A 22,347-nucleotide genomic window follows, 5' to 3' on the forward strand; every position below is an offset into this window, starting at 1 on the left:
GTGCAGCGGTCCACGTCGGGTTTCACTTCGATGCAGGCTAAACGCCTACGGAAACCCGTTCCTGCTCAGCCGGGGCTTCGGCGTCAACCGGATACCCCTCGGTCCGCGGCGGCTTGAAGTGGTCGATAACGGCCACCGTTGCCAGCGAGGCCCCACCCCAGATGCCGAGGGTCAGCAGGTGGGACCAGACGGTGTCCGAACCGAAGTACAGGATCGAGCGGATCGACTCGACGGCGGCCGGCATCGGCAGCACGTCGTGCAGGAAACGGAAGATTTCCGGTTCCATGTAGATGGACATCGCCGCACCGGAGGCGGGTACCCCGAGGAACATCAGGATGCCGATCGCCGGAAGGATCGCGAGCATCCCCATGAACCGTTCGAAGACCGCGGTGAACATGGCGACGCAGAAAATGGCGACTGCGCCGCCTCCCCAGAGTGGCAGGAAGTGCCCGTCGATCGCCCCGACGAAGACGTCGGCGATGACCCAGAGGAAGGCCGACATGCCGACGGCCCAGGCCGCGACGATGGGGAGCAGCATGCGCAGCGGACGGCTGGCCGGAGCCGCCGTCGAGCCGACCACAATGATCATGAACCCGGCCATGATCCAGCCCATGGCCAGGTACATGGTGGCCATGCCCATGGAGTCCGAATCCTTCAGCGGGGCAACGTTGTCATGTGCCATCTCCATCTGCTGTCCCGCGGAGACCTGGCCGAACACCGAGGTGAGGACCTGCTGCTGGCTCATGCCGCCGGCCTCGTTGGTGATGAGCGTGGCCGTGGGGTTCTCGGCCGAAGGCAGGACGTAGGCGCCAACAACCGTCCGGTCCCGCACCTGGTCGCGGGCGTCGTCTGCGTTATCCATCGCACGCAGGTCAAAGAGTCCGGACATGTTTTCGTCCAGGCCGGCTACCGCCTGCTCCGCCTGTTGCGCGGTGGAGCCGACGACGGCGACGGGCATGTCCCGCGGCGTCGGCTCGTACATTGCGCCCAGCATAAACGAGAGCATCATCGTGACCATGGCCAGCGGGAAGAAGGCCAGTGTGCCGTAGCGCCAGCGGCGGGTCTTCGGGCGCGGCCCGCCGTGCAGCGAAGCGACGTTGATTGCCGGCGGAGCCGCATTGGGCTTGCGGCGGCGCTTGACTGCATCAAGGATGAGGGTGAGCAGCAGGGCCGCCACCGCACCGATCACGAGCACGAGCAGGTGGGGCCCGGCGCCGTTGCCGTCGAAGTACAGGAACGAACGCAGCGATTCACCGGTGGCGGCCGCAGGCAGGAAGCTGTGGAGGTACGGGTAGAGACCCGGCATGGTGTGGACGGACATGCTCATGTTTGAGGCCGGAACACCCAGCACCATCAGGAACAGCATGCCGGCAAGGACGGCCATCGGGCCGAGGATCCGGGTGAGGAACAACTGGACGCTGCCGACGGCGAAGACCGTCAGCCAGGAGATGCCCAGCACAGCGGCGGAGTGTCCCTCTATGACGCCGAGCACCGGCCCCGTGACGGCCCAGACGAGGCCGGCAATCAGTGCTGACCAGCCGGCAAGCAGGGGAACGAAGCGGCGGAAGCGAAGCAGTTCGGGCGAGTTGGACAGGACCAGGCTCAGCGGCATGTAGCCGGCCAGCATCAGGGCAGTGGTCAGGAACATGGCGCCCAGTCCGGCCATGTCATGGTCCGGCAGCGGGGCGAGGTCCTCGGACTGCAGGACCAGGCCCTGTTCCAGCACCTGCGGGGCCAGCAGCGCCGTGACGGTGCTGGACTGCGAGGCGCCGGCGGCACTGGCGGTGTAGACCGAGGCGGTGCCCTCATTCAGCGACACTGCACCCGAGACTTCGCGGTCCAGGATCAGCTGGCGCGCTTCGGCGTCGGATTCCACCACGCGGACGTCGACGGCGTCGGGATCGGCGGCTTCGAGCGAGTCGGCGAAGCGGTCCGCCTGCTGGCCGGAACCCGTGACGGCAATGGGCATGTTGTTCGGAACAGGTGCGTGCATGGCGGCGAGGTAGCCGCCCACCAGCATCGAAACCATCAGCAACGGCATCAGGAACATGGCGACATAACGGCCGATCTTCTCGGCCTTTGCGCGTTTGGCCGCAGCAAGGCCCTCGGCGTCCGACGACGGCACCGGGGTTTCTCCTGCTGGATCCGTATCCGGCGGAGAGCCTGGGGATGTCGGGGAAGTACTGGTCAAGGACGTGCTCCTGTAGCTGAATTCAAGGGTGATGGTGCGAAGTGCGCGTCGACGCGATCGTCAAGGCGGGGTCTGTGGGACCAACTCGTCAAAATTACGCCATGTGGCGTAAATTGGGTAATCGAAGCCGCATCAACGCCGACACAAGGGAACACACATGGGACAGCACGGCGCGAAAGCACGCGAAACCCTGCTTGATGCCGCCGAAGAGCTGTTTGCCCGCTACGGCATCGATGCTGTGTCCAACCGCCGCATCGCCGAGCATGCCGGAACTGCCAACCATTCCGCCGTCGCCTATCACTTCGGTGGCCGGGATGAACTGCTGGAAGCCTTGATCACCCGTCACCTCGAGGACACCCACCGCCGCCGCGCGATGCTCACGGAACAGCTGGACGACGGCGCCGGGCTCCCCGACCTCTTGGCCTGCCTGGTCCTGCCATGGGTGGACCACTTGGCGTCACTGCCCGTGCCGAGCTGGCGGGCCCGTTTCCTGCACCAGATGCGTGCGGTGCCCTCCATGGAGTCCGTGCTTCAGCGGTCGGCCGTGGCCAGCCCCGTCACCGAGGACTTAATCCGCCGGACCCAGGCCGCCGTCGGGGACATCGCGCCCACTGTCCTGCGCGGCCGTTCATGGATCCTGGGCAACATGACCATCGGGGTCTGCGCGGAGTACGAGGCGCGTATCCAAGACGGGGCCGAGACCCCGAACTGGACCGGGGTGGGCTACTTCCTCATCGATTCGTGCGCCGGGATGCTGTCCGCTCCGGTGACGCACCCCGGCGACTTCCTTCCGCAGCCGTCCCCGGTCTACCTGCTCTAGGTCTGCCGGTTCTAGGGCTGCCCGCCGGGACGGCGCGACCTGGATTCCGCGACAGCACGTTCCGTCTCTTCAGCAATCAGGTCCGCATTGATAGCCGCCCCCGCTGCCAGCCCTGCCGCTGCCGCTCCGGTCACCTGCATCGACGGGACCACTACGTTTCCGGCGGCATAAACCCCGGGAACAGTTGTGGCCCCGGTCGGGTCCGCCGCCGGCACGGCCGTCCCGGCGAGCCGCTCCCCCACGAACTGTTCCACTGGTTCGATGCCCAGCTCCGCCAGGTAACCGGCGCGGGCGTGCACCGGGGCAACGATCACCACTGCCTGCCGCTGCACCACTTCGCCCGAGGCCAGCCGCAGTCCGGTAAGCCGCGAGCCTCCCTCCACTGCGATGACTTCACCGGCAACCACCCGGATGCCGCGGGCGGCCAGCTGTTGTGCCTGCGCACTGTCGGGCTCTTCGGCGGTATGCAGGAACAACGCAATGTCCTTGCTCCACTGCCGCCACATCAGCGCCTGATGCACGGCGGTCTCAAGGTCCCTGGCCAGAATCCCGATCTGCCGGTCCCGGGCTTCCCAACCATGGCAGTAAGGACAGTGCAGCACGTCCTTCCCCCAGTGCGGCGCCAGTCCCGGAATGTCCGGCAGGATATCCCGTGCCCCTGAAGCGGCCAGCACCCGGCGGGCCAGCAAGGATCCCCCGTCGGCCAGGGATACGAGGAACCGGCCGTCGTCGTCGCGGGTTACCGTGGTGACCGATCCGTCCAGCACGACGGCGCCGTAGCCCGTAATCTCGGCGCGTCCGACGGCGGTGAGCTCCGACGGCGGGGCACCCTCGCGACCCAGGTGGTTGTGCGCGTGGGCTGCCGGGGCATTGCGGGGATCTGCTGCGTCAACCACCGCAACGGACCGACGGGCACGCGCCAGGATCAACGCTCCGCTCAGGCCTGCCGCCGCACCGCCGACCACCACGACGTCGTACTCGCCGGGTGCCATGTCCGCTCCTTGGGGTGTTGGAAAATCAAGCGTCGACCGGTGCCGGAACCAGCTCTGCCCGGCGGCGGCCGAACATCCGGTCATAAAGCACCGCGAAGATCATGGCGACCGCAACGGCTATGAGTATGAGGATGAGCATGCCGATGATCCCGCTCTGCAGGCCCGCGTCACCTTCGGCGTCGAAATACAGCACCGCCCGGTTGGCCATGGTCATGTGGTAAAGCGGCTCGCCGCGGGCAATGAACGTGAAGAACCCCGGCAGAGCCTCCAGCGGCACCACTCCGGTCGCGGCAGGCAGGCCCATAAACACCACGTAGATCAGCGAGAGCACCATGCCGATGCTGCCGAACAGGGTGATCAGCGCCGTGGTGACCGCCGATACCGTGACAATGGACAGCCAGGTCGTGAGGAAGAACCACCCGCCGTGCGGGATCGGCATCCCGACGGCTGAGGCCACCCACATCATGAAGCCTGCCGTCGGGAGGGCACCGAGAACGACGATGCCCCACTTGATCAGATAGGTTTTCCAGCGGGCAGGCTGCACCCTCGGCCCCAGCGAGAACCGCGGCCCCATTTCGACCGGAGCCACTCCGAGCCGCGAATCGACCAGGAAGTGGATGGCCACGGAACCACTGACGCCCACCACCATCAGCAGCACGGAGTAGAAGAACGCACCCATGCCAAGGGCGGAACCCTCCGGCGGGGTTTCATAGGCGGTGGTGGTGACAGAGATCGGCGCCCGGAGCAGGTCCGTTGATGTGCCGTCCACGGTCGGTGCGACCTGCTGCTGCACCTCTGCCGGCAGACCCAGCTCCCCGAGCTCGCGCTGTTGTTCCGCCCGGGCTTCCGTCTGCGCTTCCTCGGCGGCGGAGGTCAGCTGCTCCCCCAGGCCGGTGTTGGCCTGTTCGAGCGCCGGGTCGACGGCGGCAGTCCCCAGGGTGCTCGCCAGTGGCCCGGCCAGCGGATTTGTGTAGACGGTGATGGACGGCCGCTTAACTTCCGAGTCCGTCAATGCACCGCTCACCAGTCCCAGGGCGTCAGCCGAAAAGGACTCGGGGATAACGACGGCGCCGTGGATCTGCCCCTTACGCAGCTGGTCCTGGGCGTCGTCCCAGGACAGGATACGCAGATCGATTTCATCGTTTTTCGCGAAGCCCTGCTGCATCTGGTCCGTGATGTTCTGCCCGAGGTTCTCCGGGCTGCCGCCGTCGGCCGGCGTCGCACCCCTGTCCTGGTTGACCACGGCCAGCGGAAAGTGCTTGAGGTGGTCCCCCGGGCTGCCGAGGCCGCCGATGTACAGGGCAGTGCCGGCGCCGCCCAGCAGCAGAAGCACCAGCAGCGGCAGGAGCCAGAACCGGGGGGACCAATACGAGTGCCTGCCGTGTCCGCGCCCCTGGCGTCGGGAATCGGATTCCATCGCATGTGCCGACATGGACACACCTCCCAGCTGAGCCTGAGTCGGGATTCGTCCTACCGTTTGAGGGTAGCCGCCGTGCAGGGCCGCGGATATAGCAGTGCGTTCGGCTGCGTCAGGATGGCCGATACCTGTGTCCGTTGCCTGCCTAACCGCCACGTGTCGCGCCTGACCACCGTGCCCGTTGCCGGAGACCGCCCCTGAAGTTAGCCTCGGCAGATGAATGACCTCACCCTCGCCAACCTGCTCGAGCGCGAACACCTCGGCTGGCAGTCGCTGTGCCGCGGACAGGGCGGAGACTTCTACGGTGGGCTTATGACTCCGGATGCCGTGATGGTCCTGGTCAACGGCGTGGTGCTGGACCGTTCCACTATCGCCGCTTCCCTCAATGCGGCGCCACCGTGGACTTCCTACCGCATCACCGATGAACGCCTGGTGGCAAGCACCGGCGCTGCAGCGCTGGTCTACCGTGCGACTGCGCACCGCTCCGGGCAGGAGCCGTTCGAGGCGCTGATGTCCAGCGTTTACTGCCTCGTCGACGGGCGGATCCGGCTGGCCCTGTATCAGCAGACGACGGTTACCCACTAGTTAGCGACCATCCGCGACGCGCTGATCGCCTACGCCCGGGGGCTGCAGGGCTAGTCCGGACAGCTGATGTCCCCTACCCGCTCTCCGGACATCATCAGCTGTGCGGCGCCGGCCGCCGCACACCCCCCCCTTTGGCGCTGCTGTGCCGGATGGGGTCACTCCCTGCTCATCAGTCACGGCGCGTGGGACTATGTGTGCTTCAGACCGCAAACGAGTGCGCCAGGGGACCCACCACTGTACAGATAACGGGGCTACGAGCCCCGGATAAGCCCATTACCTGTACACCGGGTACCCGGACCCTCCCCGCTACCAGTCCCGCTAGCTCGCGAGCACCCGAAGCAGTGCGTCCAGCACCTGGGCCTGCCCCTTGACCAGCTTCCTGCGCGCAACGGCCTCCGGAAACCAGCCGGCCCGGTCGATCTCCGGATATTCGCGGACGGTGCCCGACCCCGGCGGCCATTCCAACTCGAACGTGTTGCTCTCGATCCGATCCGGAGCAAAGTCCGCTTCCGCGGCGAAAACCGTCACGGTCTTTCGCGCCGACTGCCGGAAACTGCCCAGCAGCAGATACTCGGTGTCCGGGGCCTGCGAGCCCATCTCCTCGGCGAACTCCCGCAGCGCAGCCGCCAGCGGTTCCTCATCCGGCTGATACTCCCCCTTGGGAAGAGACCAGGCATGCTCGTCCTTCCGGGCCCAGAACGGACCGCCCATATGGCCGATCCACACCTCCAGGCCCGCAGTACCGCGTCGGTACAGCAGGATCCCTGCACTGGAAATCATGTTGGTCTCCCCTCGCAGCTCCGGCGTCCGCAAAACCGAATGTGACAATGGGCGGCAGTCCGCTGCGCAACCGCTCGAAGACAAACCTTTCATGCGGGACGACGGCGCCGGGCAGGTCGTCGAGGGAAAACCATTCCAGCCGGGCCGCCTTGCCGGGCTCCATGATGCGCGGCTCCCCCGACCAACCGATGCAGAGGAAGAAGAAGTCCACCCGCTCGTCCACTGCTGTACCAGTGTCCTGCTGCGTGCGGTGCATGGACGTCAGCGGGACGACGTCGTCGGGCGCCACCGCTATCCCGAGTTCCTCCCGCGCCTCCCGCACGGCGGCCTGCACTGCGGATTCCCCCGCCTCCACATGTCCGGCTGCGGCCGTGGCCCAGTAACCGTCCATGTACCCGGTGCCCTGCCTAAGCTGCAGCAGCACCCGGTCTCCGCGCTGGAAGATGAGATAGCTGGCCGGCACAACCTGGAATCGGTTCAACAACGCGGAGGTCCCCTCGGTCGGAAAGCTGGTGCCTCAGCCTACAGGTGTGCACGGGTATCCCGGCCAACGTCAGGTCGCCACGAAGGCGCCCATCTGGGCCCGCAGGAAAAACAGCGCGGCTGCCCCTCACCGCATGATCCGTGCGAGGATCGGCCTATGACCCAGCGCCTGATGCTCCTCGACACCGCGTCACTGTACTTCCGCGCCTTCTACGGCGTCCCCGACAGCATCCGCCGGTCCGACGGCACGCCGGTGAACGCCGTACGCGGCCTGCTGGACATGATCGCCCGGCTCACCACCGACTACGAGGCCACGCACCTGATCGCCTGCTGGGACGACGACTGGCGTCCGCAGTGGCGGGTGGACCTGCTCCCCACTTACAAGGCGCACCGCGTGGCCGAAGAGGTGAGCGGGAACCCCGACGTCGAAACGGTCCCCGATCCCCTCGAGGCCCAGATCCCGATGATCCGCCGCACGCTCGAACTGGCGGGCATCGCCGTCGTCGGCGCCGCGGAACACGAGGCCGACGACGTGATCGGCACCTACGCGTCCACTGCGTCCATGCCGGTGGATGTGGTGACGGGCGACCGGGACCTGTTCCAGGTGATCGACGACCGCAGGGACGTGCGCGTGATCTACACCGCCCGCGGCATGAAGAACCTGGACGTGATGACCGATGCGTCGATGGTGGCAAAGTACCAGGTGCTGCCGGAGCAGTACGCGGACTACGCCACCCTGCGCGGCGATGCCTCCGACGGACTGCCCGGCGTGTCCGGGATCGGTGAGAAAACCGCGGCGTCACTGCTGGCCGAGTACGGCACCCTGGATTCCCTGCTGGCCGCGGCGCAGGACCCGGAAAGCGGCCTTGGGGGCCCGGTGCGGGCCAAGCTCGCCAAGGCGGCGGACTATCTGGCCGTTGCACCGAAGGTAGTGAAGGTGGTGCGGGACCTGGATCTTCCCACGCCCAAGAAGGCGGGGGCCGAGCTGCATGCCATCACCGGCGGGGAGCGCGCCGAGCTGGAGCGCCTGGCCGAGGACTGGAACCTGGGCGGGTCCGTGAAGCGGCTGCTGGACGCCTTCGAGCGCTACGCGTAGGCAGCGCCGCAAAACAAAATACCCCCGGTCCGAAGACCGGGGGTATTTCAATCCGGTGCCCGAAGTGGGACTCGAACCCACACACCTTTCGATACTGCATTTTGAGTGCAGCGCGTCTGCCAATTCCGCCATTCGGGCGTGCCCTGCGTCACGAAGCACTAGTACTTACCGTGTTGAGCGCAAAACTACTCTACATGCGGATACGCTGATTGTGTGAACCGCCGGTCTGCCGGCGGGAGAGACCGTATCTGAGGAGCCATCTGTGTCTGAGTCCACCGAGTCTGCGCCCGCCGCGTCGACCAACGCTGCGTCTGCCAACACCGCGCCGTCCAACAGCCCGGCCCGCCGTGTACTCGTCGCCGAAGACGAGACCCTGATCCGCCTGGACATTGTCGAGATCCTCACCGGCGAGGGTTACGACGTCGTGGGCGAGGCGGACAACGGTGAGAAGGCCGTCCAGCTGGCCAACGAGTTGAAGCCGGACCTTGTTCTGATGGACGTCAAGATGCCGCTGATGGACGGCATTACGGCCGCCGAGCAGATCGTCAAGGCACGCATTGCCCCCGTGGTGCTGCTGACCGCGTTCAGCCAGAAGGAACTGGTGGAGCGTGCACGCGAGGCCGGTGCCATGGCCTATGTGGTCAAGCCCTTCACTCCCGCGGACCTGATTCCCGCCATCGAGATCGCCCTGTCCCGCCACGAGGAGATCAAGGCCCTCGAAGCCGAGGTCACCGACCTGAAGGAACAGTTCGCCACCCGCAAGCTGGTCGAGCGCGCCAAGTCGCTGCTGACCACCAAGATGGGCCTCACCGAGCCCGAGGCCTTCCGCTGGATCCAGAAGACCTCCATGGACCGCCGGCTGAGCATGCGCGAAGTTGCCGAGACCATCATCAACCAGGTCAACTAACACCTACTCCCCCGCAGGAACCAACAGAAAAGGTCCCGTCCAATCGGACGGGACCTTTTCTGAGTTAGTGCAGGGAAGCCGGAAACCTAGATGGCCTTGGCCTGGCCCTTCTTGCTTTCCTTGATCGGCCACGGGCCGACCTTTTCCTTGACCCGCTCCTGGCCGTCAGCACGCTGGCCTGCATCGGCAATGTCGCCGACGCGGTGCACCTTGATGCTGTTGGTGGAGCCGGCCTGTCCGGGAGGCGAACCGGCAGCGATGACCACCAGGTCGTCGTCTTCCACCAGGCCCTCTTCAAGCAGGGTGCGGTCCACCTGGGCGGTCATCTGGTCGGTGTGCTCGGCGAACTCCACCAGCATGGGTGCCACGCCCCAGAACAGGGTCATGTACCGGTAGGTCTCCTCCACGGGGGTGAAGGCGAACACCGGCTTGGACGGGCGCAGGCGGGACAGGCGGCGGGCGGAGTCGCCGGACTGGGTGAAGGTACAGATGTACTTGGCATCCAGCTGGTCGGAGATCTCCACTGCTGCGCGGGTGATGGCGCCGCCGCGGGTCCGCGGCTTGGAGCCCAGCGGGGGAACACGGTTCAGGCCGTGCTTTTCGGTGGACTCGATGATCCGGGCCATGGTTTCGACGGTTTCGATGGCGTACGTGCCCACCGAGGTTTCGCCGGAGAGCATGACTGCGTCCGCGCCGTCGAGCACGGCGTTGGCGCAGTCGGAGGCCTCGGCGCGGGTCGGGCGGGGGTTGTCGATCATGGACTCGAGCACCTGGGTGGCCACGATCACGGGCTTGGCCCAGCGGCGTGCCAGCTCAATGGCGTTCTTCTGCACGATCGGAACCTCTTCGAGCGGCAGTTCGACGCCGAGGTCACCGCGGGCAACCATGATGGAGTCGAACGCGTCGATGATTTCTTCGAGGTTCTCCACGGCCTGCGGCTTTTCGATCTTGGCGATGACCGGCACACGGCGGCCTTCCTCGTCCATGATCTCGTGCACGCGGGAAATGTCGCCGGCGTTGCGGACGAAGGACAGGGCAACCATGTCGACGCCGCGGCGCATGGCCCAGCGGAGGTCGTCCTCATCCTTTTCACTCAGTGCCGGAACGTTGACGGCTACGCCGGGGAGGTTGATGCCCTTGTTGTTCGACACCTTGCCCGGCACTACTACCTCGGTGACAACGGTGTTGGCCGTTACCTCAACGGCACGCAGCTTGACCTTACCGTCGTCGATCAGCAGGAAGTCGCCCGCCTTCACGTCGCCGGGCAGGCCCTTGTACGTGGTGGAGCAGATTTCCTTGGTGCCGGGAATGTCATCGGTGGTGATGGTGAAGGTATCGCCCACATTCAGGAAGTGGGGTTCCTCGGTGAACCGGCCGAGCCGGATCTTGGGGCCCTGGAGGTCGGCGAAGATGCCCACGGGCATCCCCAGCTCGGCGGAGGCCTTGCGCACGTTCTCGTACGTGGCGTTGTGTACGGAGTGGTCGCCGTGGCTCATATTCATACGGGCGACATTCACGCCCGCGCGAAGAACCGCTACGGTATTTTCATAGCTGGCGATCGCTGGTCCAAATGTGGCAACAATCTTTGCGCGTCTCATACTTCTAGCCTAGTCTCCCTCGGCAGTTTGCGCATGGGAACGGACCGTCTGCGCGGCCGGAACCAGAGCCGGGAGCGCTGCCAAGCACCTGTTGGCCCCCACGGGTAGTGGGATGGCGTGCACAGATTCCCAGAAAGCGGGAAAGGCCGAGGAATCCGGGGGTACGTAGGCTGAATGCCGGCCAGCCGGGGTGGGAATCTGTGCACGTCCCCAACCCCGTTCAGTTCACCCGACGCCGGTAAATGGCCGTGGCGCCGGCGTAGGCAAGGCCCAGGATGCCGACCAGCCACAGAAGTGCGACCCAGAAATCGCTGCCGACGGGCTCCTGGGCAAGCAATGCCCGGAGGGTGTCCACAATGGAAGTCACGGGCTGGTTCTCGGCAAACCACGCCACCGGCCCGGGCATGGTGCTGGTGGGCACAAACGCCGAGCTGATGAACGGCAGGAAAATCAGCGGGTAACTGAACGCACTCGCGCCCTCCACTGTCTTCGCGCCCAGCCCGGCAATCACGGCCAGCCACGTCAGGGCAAGGGTGAACAGGACCAGGATGCCGACGACGGCGAGCCACGCCGCCGGCGACGCACCGGAGCGGAAGCCCGCGATCAGAGCCACCCCGATGACAAGCGCGAGCGAGGCCAGGTTCGCGCTCACGGAGGTGAGGACGTGTGCCCAGAGCACACCGGAGCGTGCAATGGGCATCGATTGGAAACGTTCGAACATTCCTCCCTGCCGATCGAGGAACAAACGGTAGGCGGTGTAGGCCACGCCGGAGGCAACGGTGATCAGCAGGATGCCTGGCAGCGTGTAATTGATGTAGGACTCCGCCGATCCGGTGCTGATTGCGCCGCCGAAAACGTACACAAACATCAGCATCAGCGCGACCGGCGTAACCGCCGTCGTGATAATCGTGTCCGGACTGCGGAGGACGTGGCGCAGGGAGCGCCCAGTGAGGGCGGCGGTGTCATGAAACGTCTGGGTGGTCATCGGTTTCCCTCTTTCTGCTTCGCCGGGGGAAGTCCGTCGCGGGGCGCTGTGCCGTCACCGGTATCGCCGGTGAGGGCGAGGAAGACGTCCTCGAGGGACGGCTGTTTTGTGACGTACTCGGCCTTCGCCGGCGGCAGGAGCTGCTGCAGTTCAACCAGGGTCCCGTTCTGGATAATGACACCCCGGTGCAGGATCCCGATCCGGTCCGCAAGCTGCTCCGCCTCGTCGAGGTACTGCGTGGTAAGCAGCACCGTCGTGCCGCCGTCGGCAAGCTCCCGGATGGTTTTCCACACCTCGTTGCGCGCCTGCGGATCCAGGCCCGCCGTCGGTTCGTCGAGGAAGATGATTTTCGGGTTCCCCACCAGGCTCATGGCGATATCGAGCCGGCGGCGCATGCCGCCGGAGTACGCCCCTGCCTTCCGGCCCCCCGCCTCGGTAAGCGCGAAACGGGCCAGCATGCCATCCGCGACCGAGCCCGGATCCTTCCGGTGGCGGAGCTTCGCGATGAGGACCAGGTTCTCCCGGCCTGTCAGCACTTCGTCGACTGCGGCGAATTGACCGGTCAGGCTGATCGACCGTCGCACGTTCCCCGGACGGGCAGCGACGTCGAACCCGTCCACTGCGGCGGTACCGTCGTCGGCCTTCAACAGCGTTGACAGGATCCGCACCAGCGTTGTCTTGCCCGCTCCGTTGGAGCCCAGCAGCGCGAAGATGCTGCCGGCAGTCACCTCAAAGTCGACGCCGCGCAGCACCTGCAGATCCTGAAAGGATTTCTTGATGCCCTGCACCCGGATGGCGGGTTCGAGGGTTTGGTCGGTATACATATCCGGTCTCCAATCCGGGGTTTTATACCTCTTCGGCGGACCGGTCGATGGTCTCGACAAGGCGCCTGCGCTCCTTGTCGATCCACTGGCCGTCCGCGTAATTCGCAATGAAGGCCTCCGCGAACTCCACCGGATCCTCTCCGACAATGCTGCGGACCGGAGTGCCGTCAACAGCGGCACGCTCAACCAGATCAACAAGGTCTTCGAGCATCTGGACGTAAACATCACCCTTCGCAATCGGCGCCGCATACATGAAGTAGCGTTCGAGGCCGTCCATGGCCCTTCGGTATCCGGCGGGCAGCTGTTCCTTGCGCTGTTTGAACCTGCGCCAGCGCCTTTTTTCCTCCAACGGTCCCGTGACCAGCTCTAGCCATTTGGCGGTCATGATGGGTCTCCTTCGTGCGGGTGCTTAACAAGCTGTTGGAGTTGTTCAATCCGGGAAGCCAGGAAGCCCCAGGTTCCCCAGAACTCATCGAGGTACTCGGCGCCCTGGGCGTTCAAGGTGTAAACCTTCCGCGGCGGTCCCTTTTCCGAGGGAACCTTCTCGACGTCGACGAGTCCGCGTTTCTCGATCCGGACCAGCAGCGCATACACAGTGCCCTCGGCAATCTCGGTGAAGCCCTGCTCACGCAGCCGCGCCGTGATGTCGTAGCCGTAGGCGGGCGACACGGTGAGGATCCCGAGGATGATGCCTTCGAGGGTCCCCTTAAGCATCTCCGTCATCTGCTTACCCATGGATCTGCGCCTATCTACCTAGTAGTGCTACATACCAGTAGACAGTAACACTAAGTACCGGCGCCGCAAAGGGTTTTCGGCAAGGAAAAAGCCCGGAGATCACGTGGGTGATCTCCGGGCTTCAGACGGTGAGGCCTACTGCTTGCCGGGGGCCGGGGCCGGCGGAGCCGTGTAGCCCGGCGGGGCGGTGTAGCCCGCCGGGGCGGTGTAGCCCGCCGGAGCGTTGTAGCCCGCCGGGGCGTTGTACTGCGGCGCCGCGTTGGCGAATCCCGGATACTGGGGCGGGGCCGGGGCGGCCACTCCCCCGCGAGCCGGCACGGGAACGGGCTTGGGATTGAGCTCTGCACCGATCTCGGCCAACACGAAAGGCAGTCCGGCCTTGGAAAGGTACAGGGGACGGACCACCGTGGCCACCAATATGGCTGCGACGGAGACGGCATAGGTGGGCAGGCCCCGATAGACCACGAGGAACAAACCCAGGCACACGGTCAGCAACATGACCCCAACGAGCAAGGCCAGGCCGATGAGCCCCCTTGGACTAAACCGGACCTCCATCTGCGGGCGCAGCGGGTGCCGCTTGAGTTGCCGGGCCTTCACCAGATACATCACCAGCACGGCGCCCCCGAAGCCGAACGCTGCGCACACGACCATTGTCGTGAAAGCAATCCACATATTTCTGTCCCCCAACATAAGCGTGCTTGTGTATGTGTGCACCGACACACTACCCGATTTCGGGAGCAGGCCGGCACAGCAAAGCAGGCGCCGGAAAGTCTCCGACGCCTGCTTTGTTTACTCGGTTTCTACAGCACGGTGATGGCCCGGTCAGTCGGCGCCACCGGTGCGGGCAGGCGGGTCGATCCCATCAGCCACTGGTCTACGGCAGCCGCAGCGGCCCGGCCTTCGGCGATGGCCCAGACAATCAGCGACTGTCCACGGCCGGCGTCCCCGGCGGCGAAGACCCCCGGGGTTCCGGTCATGTAGTAGCCGTCGCGGGCCACGTTGCCGCGGTCGTCGAACTCCGCGGAGACCTGCTCGGCCAGGCCGGCCGGCTCCGGGCCGGTGAAGCCCAGGGACAGGAACACCAGGTCCGCCGGAATAATCCGCTCCGTACCGGCCTTCGGCAGCCGTCGTCCGTCCACGAATTCGGTCTCTGCCACCTTCACACCGGTGAGCTTCCCGTCCTCCCCCACGAACTCCACGGTGGACGCCAGGAACGTGCGTTCCCCGCCTTCCTCGTGGGCGCTGGCCATCTCGAACAGCGTCGGGTACATCGGCCACGGCTGGTGCGCGGCCCGCTCGGCGGGCGGCTGCTGACCGATCGCCAGCGTGGTCACCGAGGCAGCCTGCTGGCGGTGCGCCGTGCCGAGGCAGTCCGCCCCGGTGTCGCCGCCGCCGAGAATGACTACGTGCTTGCCGTCGGCGCTGATCTGGTTCTTCACGCTGTCCCCGGCCACGGCACGGTTGGACTGCACCAGATAGTCCATGGCGAAATGCACGCCGGACAGTTCCCGGCCCGGGATGGGCAGGTCCCGCGGAACGGTGGCGCCGGTGGCGATCACCACGGCGTCGTAGCGGCGGCGCAGCTGCTCCCAGCTGATGTCCTTGCCCACTTCGACGCCGGTGCGGAAGCGGGTGCCTTCGGCGCGCATCTGCTCCAGCCGGCGGTCCACCTGGATTTTTTCCATCTTGAAATCCGGGATGCCGTACCGCAGCAAACCACCGATCCGGTCATCCCGCTCGTACACGGCCACCGTGTGCCCGGCACGGGTGAGTTGCTGCGCGGCGGCCAGCCCGGCGGGGCCGGAGCCGACGACGGCGATGGTCCGGTCGGTCAGCCGCTCCGGCGGATGCGGGGTAACCCAGCCCTCGCCCCAGGCCTCGTCGATGATGGAGACCTCCACCTGTTTGATGGTGACCGGCGGCTGGTTGATGCCCAGCACGCAGGAGGCCTCGCAGGGCGCCGGGCAGAGCCGGCCGGTGAACTCCGGGAAGTTGTTCGTGGCGTGCAGCCGTTCAATGGCCTCGGCGCCCTTGTCCCGCCACATCAGGTCATTCCACTCCGGAATCAGGTTGCCCAGCGGACAGCCCTGGTGGCAGAACGGGATGCCGCAGTCCATGCAGCGTCCGGCCTGCGCCTGCAGCACACCCTTTTCCTGCGCTTCGTAGACTTCCTTGTAGTCCATGATGCGCACCGGCACCGGACGCCGCGGCTGGGTTTCCCGCTCCCGTACCTTCAAGAATCCGCGCGGATCAGCCACCGGTAACCTCCAAAATCTTGTTCCATGCCTCGGCGCCGTCGGGATCGAGTCCCGCTTCGGCGGCGGAGGCGCGGGCGCCGAGCACTGCCGCGTAGTCCCGCGGCAGCACCTTGGTAATGCGGGTAACCGTGTCCTCGAAGTTCTCCAGCATTTTCTGGGCCAGGTCCGAGCCGGTCTCCTCCAGGTGCCGCACCAGCAGCCCGAGGATGATGTCGACGTCCTCGGCGTCCGGGGCAACGAGCAGCAGTTCGCCGCGCTCCAGGGACTCCTTGTTGACGCGGGCGGATTCCAGGTCCACCACAAACGCGGTGCCGCCGGACATACCCGCGCCGAAGTTCCGGCCCGTGGGTCCCAGGATCAGGGCCTGCCCGCCGGTCATGTACTCGCAGCCGTGGTCGCCGATGCCTTCGACGACGGCGGTGGCCCCGGAGTTGCGGACCAGGAAGCGTTCGCCCACCTGGCCGCTGAGGAACATCTCGCCGCTGGTGGCGCCGTAGCCGATCACGTTGCCGGCAATGACGTTCCGTTCGGCAGCGAAGACGTTGCCGCGGTCCGGGCGGACGATGATCCGGCCGCCGGACAGGCCCTTGCCTACGTAGTCGTTCGAGTCGCCGAACAGCCGCAGGGTGATCCCGGCGGGCAGGAACGCGCCGAGCGACTGCCCGGCCTGCCCGGTGAGGGTGACGTCGATGGTGTCCGGAGCCAGCGTGTCCACGCCGAAGGTCTTGGTGACGGTGTGCCCGAGCATGGTGCCCACGGACCGGTCGGTGTTGACCACGTCCAGCGCAATCCGCACCGGCGCCCGGTTCTGCAGCGCGTCGGCGCTCATCTCGATGAGCTTGTTGTCGAAGTGCAGATCCAGCTCGTGGTTCTGCTGAACCATGTTCCGCAGCGGCGCGCCGGGATCCACCTCGGGTCCCCGCAGGATCGGTTCCAGGTCCAGGCCGTCGGCCTTCCAGTGGTTGATGGCTGCCTGCGTATCCAGCAGCTCGGTGCGGCCGATGGCTTCTTCGAGGGTCCGGAACCCGAGCTCGGCCAGGATTTCGCGGATCTCTTCGGCGATGAACTCGAAGAAGTTCACCACGAACTCCGGCTTGCCGGTGAAACGCGCCCGCAGTTCGGGGTTCTGCGTGGCGACGCCCACCGGGCAGGTGTCCAGGTGGCAGACGCGCATCATCACGCAGCCGGAAACCACCAGCGGGGCGGTGGCGAAACCGAATTCCTCGCCGCCCAGCAGCGCCGCCATCACGACGTCGCGGCCGGTCTTGAGCTGGCCGTCCACCTGGACCACCACCCGGTCCCGCAGGCCGTTGAGCATCAGGGTCTGCTGCGTTTCGGCCAGGCCGAGTTCCCAGGGAGCCCCGGCGTGCTTGAGCGAGTTCAGCGGCGAGGCGCCCGTGCCGCCGTCGTGCCCGGAGACCAGCACGACGTCGGCCTTCGCCTTGGTCACGCCGGCCGCCACGGTGCCGATTCCGGCTTCGGACACCAGCTTCACGTGGACCCGGGCGCTCGGGTTGGAGCGCTTCAGGTCATAAATCAGCTGGGCGAGGTCCTCGATGGAGTAGATGTCGTGGTGCGGCGGCGGGGAGATCAGCCCGACGCCGGGCGTCGAGTGGCGGGTGCGGGCCACCCACGGGTAGACCTTCTGGGCCATCAGCTGGCCGCCCTCGCCGGGCTTGGCGCCCTGAGCCATCTTGATCTGGATGTCCTGCGCGTTGGTCAGGTACAGGCTGGTGACGCCGAACCGGCCGGAGGCCACCTGCTTGATCGCCGAGTTCCGCTCGGGGTCCAGCAGCCGTTCCGGGTCTTCGCCGCCTTCACCGGTGTTGGACTTGGCGCCCAGGCGGTTCATCGCGATGGCCAGCGTTTCGTGTGCTTCCTGGGAGATGGAGCCGTAGCTCATGGCTCCGGTGGAGAAGCGCTTGACGATGCTGGAGACGGGCTCCACCTCGTCCAGCGGCACGGGGGTGCGGTCCCCCGTGCGGAAGTCCAGCAGCCCGCGCAGCGTCATGAGGTTCCTGGACTGGTCATTCACGCCGTTGGTGTAGGCCTTGAACACGTCATACCGGCGTTCGCGGGTGGCGTGCTGCAGCCGGAAGACCGTCTCCGGGTTGAACAGGTGCGGCGGTCCTTCGCGGCGCCACTGGTATTCGCCGCCGTTGTCCAGGGCGCGGTGCGGTTCCTCCACGCCGTCGCTCGGGTACGCATCGGCATGCCGGGCAGCGGCTTCGGCGGCGACCACGTCCAGGCCGACGCCGCCGAGCTGGGTCTGCGTGCCGTGGAAGAACTCGTCCACCAGTTCCTGGCCCAGGCCAAGCGCCTCGAAGGTCTGCGCGCCGCAGTAGGACGCGACGGTGGAAATGCCCATCTTGGACATGATCTTCAGGACGCCCTTGCCCAGGCCCTTGATCAGGTTGGCGACGGCCTCTTCGCCGGTGACACCGGTGATGTCGCCGTTGCGGACCAGTTCCTCGCAGCTTTCCATGGCCAGGTACGGGTTCACGGCGGAGGCGCCGTAGCCGATCAGCAGGGCCACGTGGTGGACCTCGCGGACGTCGCCGGCCTCCACCAGCAGGGAGATCTTGGTGCGGTTGGCGCTCTTGAGCAGGTGGTTGTGCACTGCGGAGAGCAGCAGCAGGGACGGGATGGGTGCCCACTGGGCATTCGAATCCCGGTCCGACAGCACGATGTACTGCACGCCGCGGTTCACGGCACCGGAAACCTTTTCGCAGATCTCGCTGATCCTTGCCCGCAGTTCGGCTTCGCCGCCTTCAGGGCGGTAGAGGCCGCGGACCTTCAGCGCTATCCGGTCGCCCTCGTCGTCGGTGAGGTTGGCGATCTTGGCGAGCTCGTCGTTGTTGATCACCGGGAACTTCAACGCAACCTGGCTGGTTTTCACCTGCTTCAGGGACAGCAGGTTTCCGTTGGGGCCAATCGAGGCCTGCAGGGAGGTGACCAGTTCCTCGCGGATGGAATCCAGCGGCGGGTTGGTGACCTGGGCGAAGGACTGCACAAAGTAGTCGAAGAGCAGCCGCGGCCGCTTGGAGAGCACTGCGATGGGGGTGTCGGAGCCCATGGCGCCCAGCGGTTCGGCGCCGGTGCGGGCCATCGGGCCCAGCAGGATCCGCAGTTCCTCCACCGTGTAGCCGAAGGTCCGCTGCCGGCGGTTGATCGACGCCTTGGTGTGCAGCACGTGTTCGCGTTCGGGCAGTTCCTCCAGGCGGACCTGGTTTTCCTTCACCCATTCCGCCCACGGGTTGGCGGCGGAAACCTCGGCCTTGATCTCTTCGTCTTCGATCAGCCGGCCCTCGGCGGTGTCCACCAGGAACATCTTGCCCGGGGAAACGCGGCCCTTGCGGACCACCTTGGCGGGGTCAATGTCCACCACGCCCACTTCGGAGGCCAGGACCACCAGGCCGTCGTCGGTCACCCAGTAGCGGGCGGGACGCAGCCCGTTGCGGTCCAGCACCGCGCCTACCTGCACGCCGTCGGTGAAGGACACGGCGGCGGGACCGTCCCACGGTTCCATAAGCATGGAGTGGTACTGGTAGAACGCCCGGCGGGCCGGGTCCATGGTTGCGTGGTTTTCCCAGGCCTCCGGGATCATCATCATGATCGCGTGGGTGATGGGCCGGCCGGAGAGCATCAGCAGTTCGGCCACCTCGTCGAAGGACGCGGAGTCCGAAGCGCCGGGGGTGCAGATGGGGAAGAGCTCTTCCGGGGTCTGTCCCAGCAGCGGGTTCTTCATCTGCGACTGCCGGGCACGCATCCAGTTCCGGTTGCCCTTGACCGTGTTGATCTCACCGTTGTGCGCGATGGCGCGGAACGGCTGCGCCAGGGGCCAGGACGGGAACGTGTTGGTGGAGAAGCGGGAGTGGACAATGCCCAGCCGGGTCTTGAACCGCGGGTCGGACAGGTCCGGGAAGAACGGTTCCAGCTGCGCGGTGGTCACCATGCCCTTGTAGACCATGGTCCGAGAGGACAGCGAGGGGAAATACACCCCGAACTTGTTCTGCGAACGCTTCCGGACGCGGAAGGCCCGGGCGTCCAGGTCCTCGGTTCCGACCCCCTCTTCGGGGGCCAGGAACACCTGGACAAAGTGCGGCATGCAGGCGCGGGACATGGCTCCCACGAGTTCGGCCACGATGGGCACCTCGCGCCAGCCCAGCACCCGCAGCCCCTCGCTGGCGGCAATGAGCTCGACGCCGGCGCGTGCGGTCAGCTGCTCCCGGTCCTCGGTGGGCAGGAAGGCGGTGCCGACGGCGTAGCCTCCGGCCGCGGGAAGTTCAAAGTCCACTACTGCGCGGAAGAATTCGTCCGGAACCTGGGTCAGGAGACCGGCGCCGTCGCCGGTGCCTTCATCGGCGCCCACCGCACCGCGGTGTTCGAGGTTGCGCAGGGCTGCCAGGGCGGCGTCGACAATCCCGTGGGTGGGCTCGCCCCGCAGGGAGGCAATAACGGCCAGGCCGCAGGCATCCTTTTCATTCTCGGCGCGGTACAGGCCGGAATCCTCCGGGAGCGCGGCGAAGCGGGTGAACGGTGACACCACGGTGTCCGGAAAAGCAGACAGGGAATCAGTCATAAGAAGTGAGTCCTTCCCCCTTGTAGAACGTTGGGAGGGGACAGCGCTGGCCCCTGCGGGAATCCACGAGGGACGCTCCGCGGCGTTGATTGATTTTACGGCTCACTTCACCCCGGTAAACCCGGAAACTGATCCGGTTTTACTGGGAATCTTTGGTGCCGTTAACCGCCGCTTTTCCGGAGGGGTGTCCCGGTGCTGCAGCCGCCTGGCGCCACGTCAATGTGGCTCCGCCTGCAGCGCCGGGAGGGTAACCCGGAGGTTCAGGCAGAAGGTCCGTTGTCCTTGGACCGGTGAGGAAGGGACTCCTCGGTTTTTGTCTCTGCGAGATTAGCACGCACGGGGCGTTCGGCTGATGCCGATTCCGCATTCCCGGCTTCTGTTTCGTTCTTGTTATCCGAAGCCGTAATACCGTCCTGAGGTGCGGGTTCGTGGCCCGGCAGGTAAAGCGAGCCTTCCCCGCCCTTGCGGGCCTTGAAAGTCAGGTAAATGAACATCGCGATGGAGGCGATCAGGATCAGCAGACTGGTCCAGACATTGAGGCGTTGTGTGACGCCGAGCAGCGTAATCATTTCGGCATCGTCAATGCGCAGGAGCTCAATCCAGAGCCGTCCGGCGGTGTAGAACGCGGCGTAGATCCAGAACAGGCGGCCGCCGCGGAGCCGGAAGCGGCGGTCAAGCAGCAGGAGCAGGGCAACGCCGGCCAGGTTCCAGAGGGACTCGTAGAGGAACGTGGGGTGGAATGTAGTGCCGGGTGCGGCGCCGTCGGGGAAGTTGGCGTTGTCCGCGTCGATTTCCAGGCCCCAGGGCGCATCCGTTTCGGAACCGAACAGTTCCTGGTTGAACCAGTTGCCCCAGCGGCCCACGGCCTGGGCCAGCAGCAGGCCGGGGGCGCCGACGTCGGCGAACGTGGACAGCTTGATACCGGCACGGCGGCAGCCGATCCAGGCACCGACGGCGCCCAGGGCCACCGCACCCCAGATGCCCAGCCCGCCGAGCCAGATCTGCGGAATAAGGGACAGGTCCCCGTCAGGGCCGAAGTAGGCGTCCGGGGAGGAGAACACGTGGTAGAGCCGGCCGCCGATGATGCCGAACGGGATGGCCCAGATGGAGATGTCCCAGACCGCGTCTGCGGGCAGTCCGCGGGCGTTCCAGCGCCGGGAGGTCATCCACAGGGCGAGCATGATGCCGGCCAGGATGCACAGCGCGTACGCGTGGATGGTCAGCGGCCCCAGCGAGAAGCTGCTGAAATCGGCAGGCGGGCTGGGGATGCTGGCGTACACGGACATCGGGTTCATTTGCTGGCCTTCGGAGTTCCGGTACTGAGGTCACGGGTAAGGGTTGCGACGGCGTCGGTGCCGCCGTCGCGCAGGGCGGCCACCAGGGCGGTGCCCACGATGACGCCGTCGGCATAGGCACCGATTTCTTTCACATGTTCGGCGCGGGAGACACCCAGCCCGACGCAGACGCGTTCCGCGCCGGCCTCGCGGGCGGCGCTGACAACGCTCTGGGCGGCGTCGCTGACGCTGTCACGGGCACCGGTGACGCCCATGATCGACACGGCGTAGACGAAGCCGCGGCTGGCGGCCACAGTGGTCTTCATCCGGGCCGGGGTGGAGGACGGGGCGACCAGGAACACGCGGTCCAGGCCGTACTTGTCGGAGGCTTCCAGCCATTCGGAGGCTTCATCCGGGACCAGGTCCGGGGTGATCAGCCCTGCTCCCCCGGCTTCGGCCAGGCGGCGGGAAAACTCGTCCACGCCCATCCGGACCACCGGGTTCCAGTAAGTCATCACGAGCACGGCGGCGTCGGTGGCCGCGGTGATGCCGGCGACGACGTCGAACACCTGCGCCACGCGGAAGCCGTCCGCCAGCGCCTGGGTGGTGGCAGCCTGGATGACGTGCCCGTCCATCACCGGGTCGGAATACGGGATGCCGATTTCGATCAGGTCGGCACCGTTTTCCGCCAGGGCAATGCCTGCGGCAATGGTGGCTTCCACGGTGGGGAATCCGGCGGGCAGGTAGCCGATGAGCGCTGCACGCCCCTCGGCGGCGGCCCGGTCAATCGCGGCCGCCGACTTGCTCTGCATTACCTCGG

The 22,347-nt window shown here is 66.3% G+C and carries 19 protein-coding genes and 1 tRNA gene; 4 read left to right on the top strand and 16 right to left on the bottom strand.

The window, feature by feature from the left end:
* Positions 1–37 precede the first annotated feature (37 nt).
* Positions 38–2,191: an ABC transporter permease gene (locus LOC56_RS09670; protein WP_229952058.1), complete on the bottom strand. Its 2,154-nt coding sequence runs from the start codon at positions 2,189–2,191 to the stop codon at positions 38–40.
* Positions 2,192–2,348: 157 nt separating this feature from the next.
* Here LOC56_RS09670 and LOC56_RS09675 point away from each other — a divergent pair, with 157 nt between their 5' ends.
* Positions 2,349–3,011, top strand: a complete 663-nt coding sequence (locus LOC56_RS09675; RefSeq protein WP_229952059.1) for a TetR/AcrR family transcriptional regulator — start codon at positions 2,349–2,351, stop codon at positions 3,009–3,011.
* Positions 3,012–3,022: 11 nt separating this feature from the next.
* On the opposite strand, the gene LOC56_RS09680 is transcribed toward LOC56_RS09675, so the two are convergent.
* Together LOC56_RS09680 and LOC56_RS09685 are read right to left on the bottom strand one after the other, a co-directional pair.
* Positions 3,023–4,003 carry an NAD(P)/FAD-dependent oxidoreductase gene (locus LOC56_RS09680; protein WP_229952060.1) on the bottom strand — a complete coding sequence of 327 codons (981 nt, stop codon included), beginning with the start codon at positions 4,001–4,003 and terminating at the stop codon, positions 3,023–3,025.
* 25 nt (positions 4,004–4,028) lie between these two features.
* On the bottom strand, positions 4,029–5,435 hold the full coding sequence (locus LOC56_RS09685; RefSeq protein ID WP_229952061.1) for a YhgE/Pip domain-containing protein: 1,407 nt from the start codon (positions 5,433–5,435) through the stop codon (positions 4,029–4,031).
* A gap of 201 nt (positions 5,436–5,636) precedes the next feature.
* Here LOC56_RS09685 and LOC56_RS09690 point away from each other — a divergent pair, with 201 nt between their 5' ends.
* The gene (locus LOC56_RS09690; RefSeq protein WP_229952062.1) at positions 5,637–6,005 is read left to right on the top strand and encodes a nuclear transport factor 2 family protein; all 369 of its coding nucleotides are present in this window, start codon (positions 5,637–5,639) and stop codon (positions 6,003–6,005) included.
* Between the two features lie 318 nt (positions 6,006–6,323).
* Here LOC56_RS09690 and LOC56_RS09695 read toward each other — a convergent pair whose 3' ends face one another.
* Both LOC56_RS09695 and LOC56_RS09700 read right to left on the bottom strand, forming a co-directional pair.
* A complete protein-coding gene (locus tag LOC56_RS09695) occupies positions 6,324–6,716 on the bottom strand; it encodes an NUDIX domain-containing protein (RefSeq protein ID WP_331460927.1) in 393 nt (130 codons plus the stop codon).
* A complete protein-coding gene (locus tag LOC56_RS09700) occupies positions 6,643–7,266 on the bottom strand; it encodes an NUDIX hydrolase (RefSeq protein ID WP_331460928.1) in 624 nt (207 codons plus the stop codon). Before LOC56_RS09700 ends, LOC56_RS09695 begins: the two co-directional genes overlap by 74 nt.
* Before the next feature lie 159 nt (positions 7,267–7,425).
* Between LOC56_RS09700 and LOC56_RS09705 the strand changes: the two genes are divergently transcribed.
* Entirely contained in the window at positions 7,426–8,364 is a 939-nt protein-coding gene (locus tag LOC56_RS09705) for a 5'-3' exonuclease (protein WP_229952064.1), read from the top strand.
* 56 nt (positions 8,365–8,420) lie between these two features.
* On the opposite strand, the gene LOC56_RS09710 is transcribed toward LOC56_RS09705, so the two are convergent.
* A tRNA-Leu gene (locus LOC56_RS09710) sits at positions 8,421–8,502 on the bottom strand.
* 124 nt (positions 8,503–8,626) lie between these two features.
* Between LOC56_RS09710 and LOC56_RS09715 the strand changes: the two genes are divergently transcribed.
* Entirely contained in the window at positions 8,627–9,271 is a 645-nt protein-coding gene (locus LOC56_RS09715) for an ANTAR domain-containing response regulator (RefSeq protein WP_255797870.1), read from the top strand.
* Positions 9,272–9,357: 86 nt separating this feature from the next.
* Here the strand turns inward: LOC56_RS09715 and pyk are convergent, their stop codons facing one another.
* The 10 genes from pyk to trpA form a co-directional block, all read right to left on the bottom strand.
* On the bottom strand, positions 9,358–10,869 hold the full coding sequence (gene pyk, locus LOC56_RS09720; protein WP_229952065.1) for a pyruvate kinase: 1,512 nt from the start codon (positions 10,867–10,869) through the stop codon (positions 9,358–9,360).
* Positions 10,870–11,089: 220 nt separating this feature from the next.
* Positions 11,090–11,854 carry an ABC transporter permease gene (locus LOC56_RS09725; RefSeq protein WP_229952066.1) on the bottom strand — a complete coding sequence of 255 codons (765 nt, stop codon included), beginning with the start codon at positions 11,852–11,854 and terminating at the stop codon, positions 11,090–11,092.
* Entirely contained in the window at positions 11,851–12,678 is an 828-nt protein-coding gene (locus LOC56_RS09730; protein ID WP_229952067.1) for an ABC transporter ATP-binding protein, read from the bottom strand. The genes LOC56_RS09725 and LOC56_RS09730 overlap by 4 nt, the downstream gene beginning before the upstream one ends.
* A 22-nt stretch (positions 12,679–12,700) precedes the next feature.
* The gene (locus LOC56_RS09735; RefSeq protein WP_229952068.1) at positions 12,701–13,063 is read right to left on the bottom strand and encodes a DUF1048 domain-containing protein; all 363 of its coding nucleotides are present in this window, start codon (positions 13,061–13,063) and stop codon (positions 12,701–12,703) included.
* Positions 13,060–13,413: a PadR family transcriptional regulator gene (locus tag LOC56_RS09740; RefSeq protein WP_229952069.1), complete on the bottom strand. Its 354-nt coding sequence runs from the start codon at positions 13,411–13,413 to the stop codon at positions 13,060–13,062. Before LOC56_RS09740 ends, LOC56_RS09735 begins: the two co-directional genes overlap by 4 nt.
* Positions 13,414–13,548: 135 nt before the next feature.
* Positions 13,549–14,085, bottom strand: a complete 537-nt coding sequence (locus LOC56_RS09745) for a hypothetical protein (RefSeq protein WP_229952070.1) — start codon at positions 14,083–14,085, stop codon at positions 13,549–13,551.
* Positions 14,086–14,213: 128 nt separating this feature from the next.
* Positions 14,214–15,671: a glutamate synthase subunit beta gene (locus tag LOC56_RS09750; protein WP_229952071.1), complete on the bottom strand. Its 1,458-nt coding sequence runs from the start codon at positions 15,669–15,671 to the stop codon at positions 14,214–14,216.
* A complete protein-coding gene (gene gltB, locus LOC56_RS09755) occupies positions 15,664–20,253 on the bottom strand; it encodes a glutamate synthase large subunit (protein ID WP_229952072.1) in 4,590 nt (1,529 codons plus the stop codon). The genes LOC56_RS09750 and gltB overlap by 8 nt, the downstream gene beginning before the upstream one ends.
* A 260-nt stretch (positions 20,254–20,513) precedes the next feature.
* A complete protein-coding gene (gene lgt / locus LOC56_RS09760) occupies positions 20,514–21,548 on the bottom strand; it encodes a prolipoprotein diacylglyceryl transferase (protein WP_229952073.1) in 1,035 nt (344 codons plus the stop codon).
* Positions 21,545–22,339 carry a tryptophan synthase subunit alpha gene (trpA, locus tag LOC56_RS09765; RefSeq protein ID WP_229952260.1) on the bottom strand — a complete coding sequence of 265 codons (795 nt, stop codon included), beginning with the start codon at positions 22,337–22,339 and terminating at the stop codon, positions 21,545–21,547. The genes lgt and trpA overlap by 4 nt, the downstream gene beginning before the upstream one ends.
* Between the last annotated feature and the right edge of the window lie 8 nt (positions 22,340–22,347).

This window comes from Arthrobacter sp. zg-Y179 (assembly GCF_020907345.1).
GTDB lineage: Bacteria > Actinomycetota > Actinomycetes > Actinomycetales > Micrococcaceae > Arthrobacter_B > Arthrobacter_B jinronghuae.

Coding starts and splice junctions, on each gene's coding strand:
- LOC56_RS09690 (WP_229952062.1), top strand. CDS start 5,637: ATGAATGACCTCACCCTCGCCAACCTGCTCGAGCGCGAACACCTCGGC.
- gltB (WP_229952072.1), bottom strand. CDS start 20,253: ATGACTGATTCCCTGTCTGCTTTTCCGGACACCGTGGTGTCACCGTTC.
- LOC56_RS09730 (WP_229952067.1), bottom strand. CDS start 12,678: ATGTATACCGACCAAACCCTCGAACCCGCCATCCGGGTGCAGGGCATC.
- LOC56_RS09745 (WP_229952070.1), bottom strand. CDS start 14,085: ATGTGGATTGCTTTCACGACAATGGTCGTGTGCGCAGCGTTCGGCTTC.
- LOC56_RS09685 (WP_229952061.1), bottom strand. CDS start 5,435: ATGTCGGCACATGCGATGGAATCCGATTCCCGACGCCAGGGGCGCGGA.
- pyk (WP_229952065.1), bottom strand. CDS start 10,869: ATGAGACGCGCAAAGATTGTTGCCACATTTGGACCAGCGATCGCCAGC.
- LOC56_RS09725 (WP_229952066.1), bottom strand. CDS start 11,854: ATGACCACCCAGACGTTTCATGACACCGCCGCCCTCACTGGGCGCTCC.
- LOC56_RS09695 (WP_331460927.1), bottom strand. CDS start 6,716: ATGGGCGGTCCGTTCTGGGCCCGGAAGGACGAGCATGCCTGGTCTCTT.
- trpA (WP_229952260.1), bottom strand. CDS start 22,339: ATGCAGAGCAAGTCGGCGGCCGCGATTGACCGGGCCGCCGCCGAGGGG.
- LOC56_RS09705 (WP_229952064.1), top strand. CDS start 7,426: ATGACCCAGCGCCTGATGCTCCTCGACACCGCGTCACTGTACTTCCGC.
- LOC56_RS09740 (WP_229952069.1), bottom strand. CDS start 13,413: ATGGGTAAGCAGATGACGGAGATGCTTAAGGGGACCCTCGAAGGCATC.
- LOC56_RS09675 (WP_229952059.1), top strand. CDS start 2,349: ATGGGACAGCACGGCGCGAAAGCACGCGAAACCCTGCTTGATGCCGCC.
- lgt (WP_229952073.1), bottom strand. CDS start 21,548: ATGAACCCGATGTCCGTGTACGCCAGCATCCCCAGCCCGCCTGCCGAT.
- LOC56_RS09680 (WP_229952060.1), bottom strand. CDS start 4,003: ATGGCACCCGGCGAGTACGACGTCGTGGTGGTCGGCGGTGCGGCGGCA.
- LOC56_RS09735 (WP_229952068.1), bottom strand. CDS start 13,063: ATGACCGCCAAATGGCTAGAGCTGGTCACGGGACCGTTGGAGGAAAAA.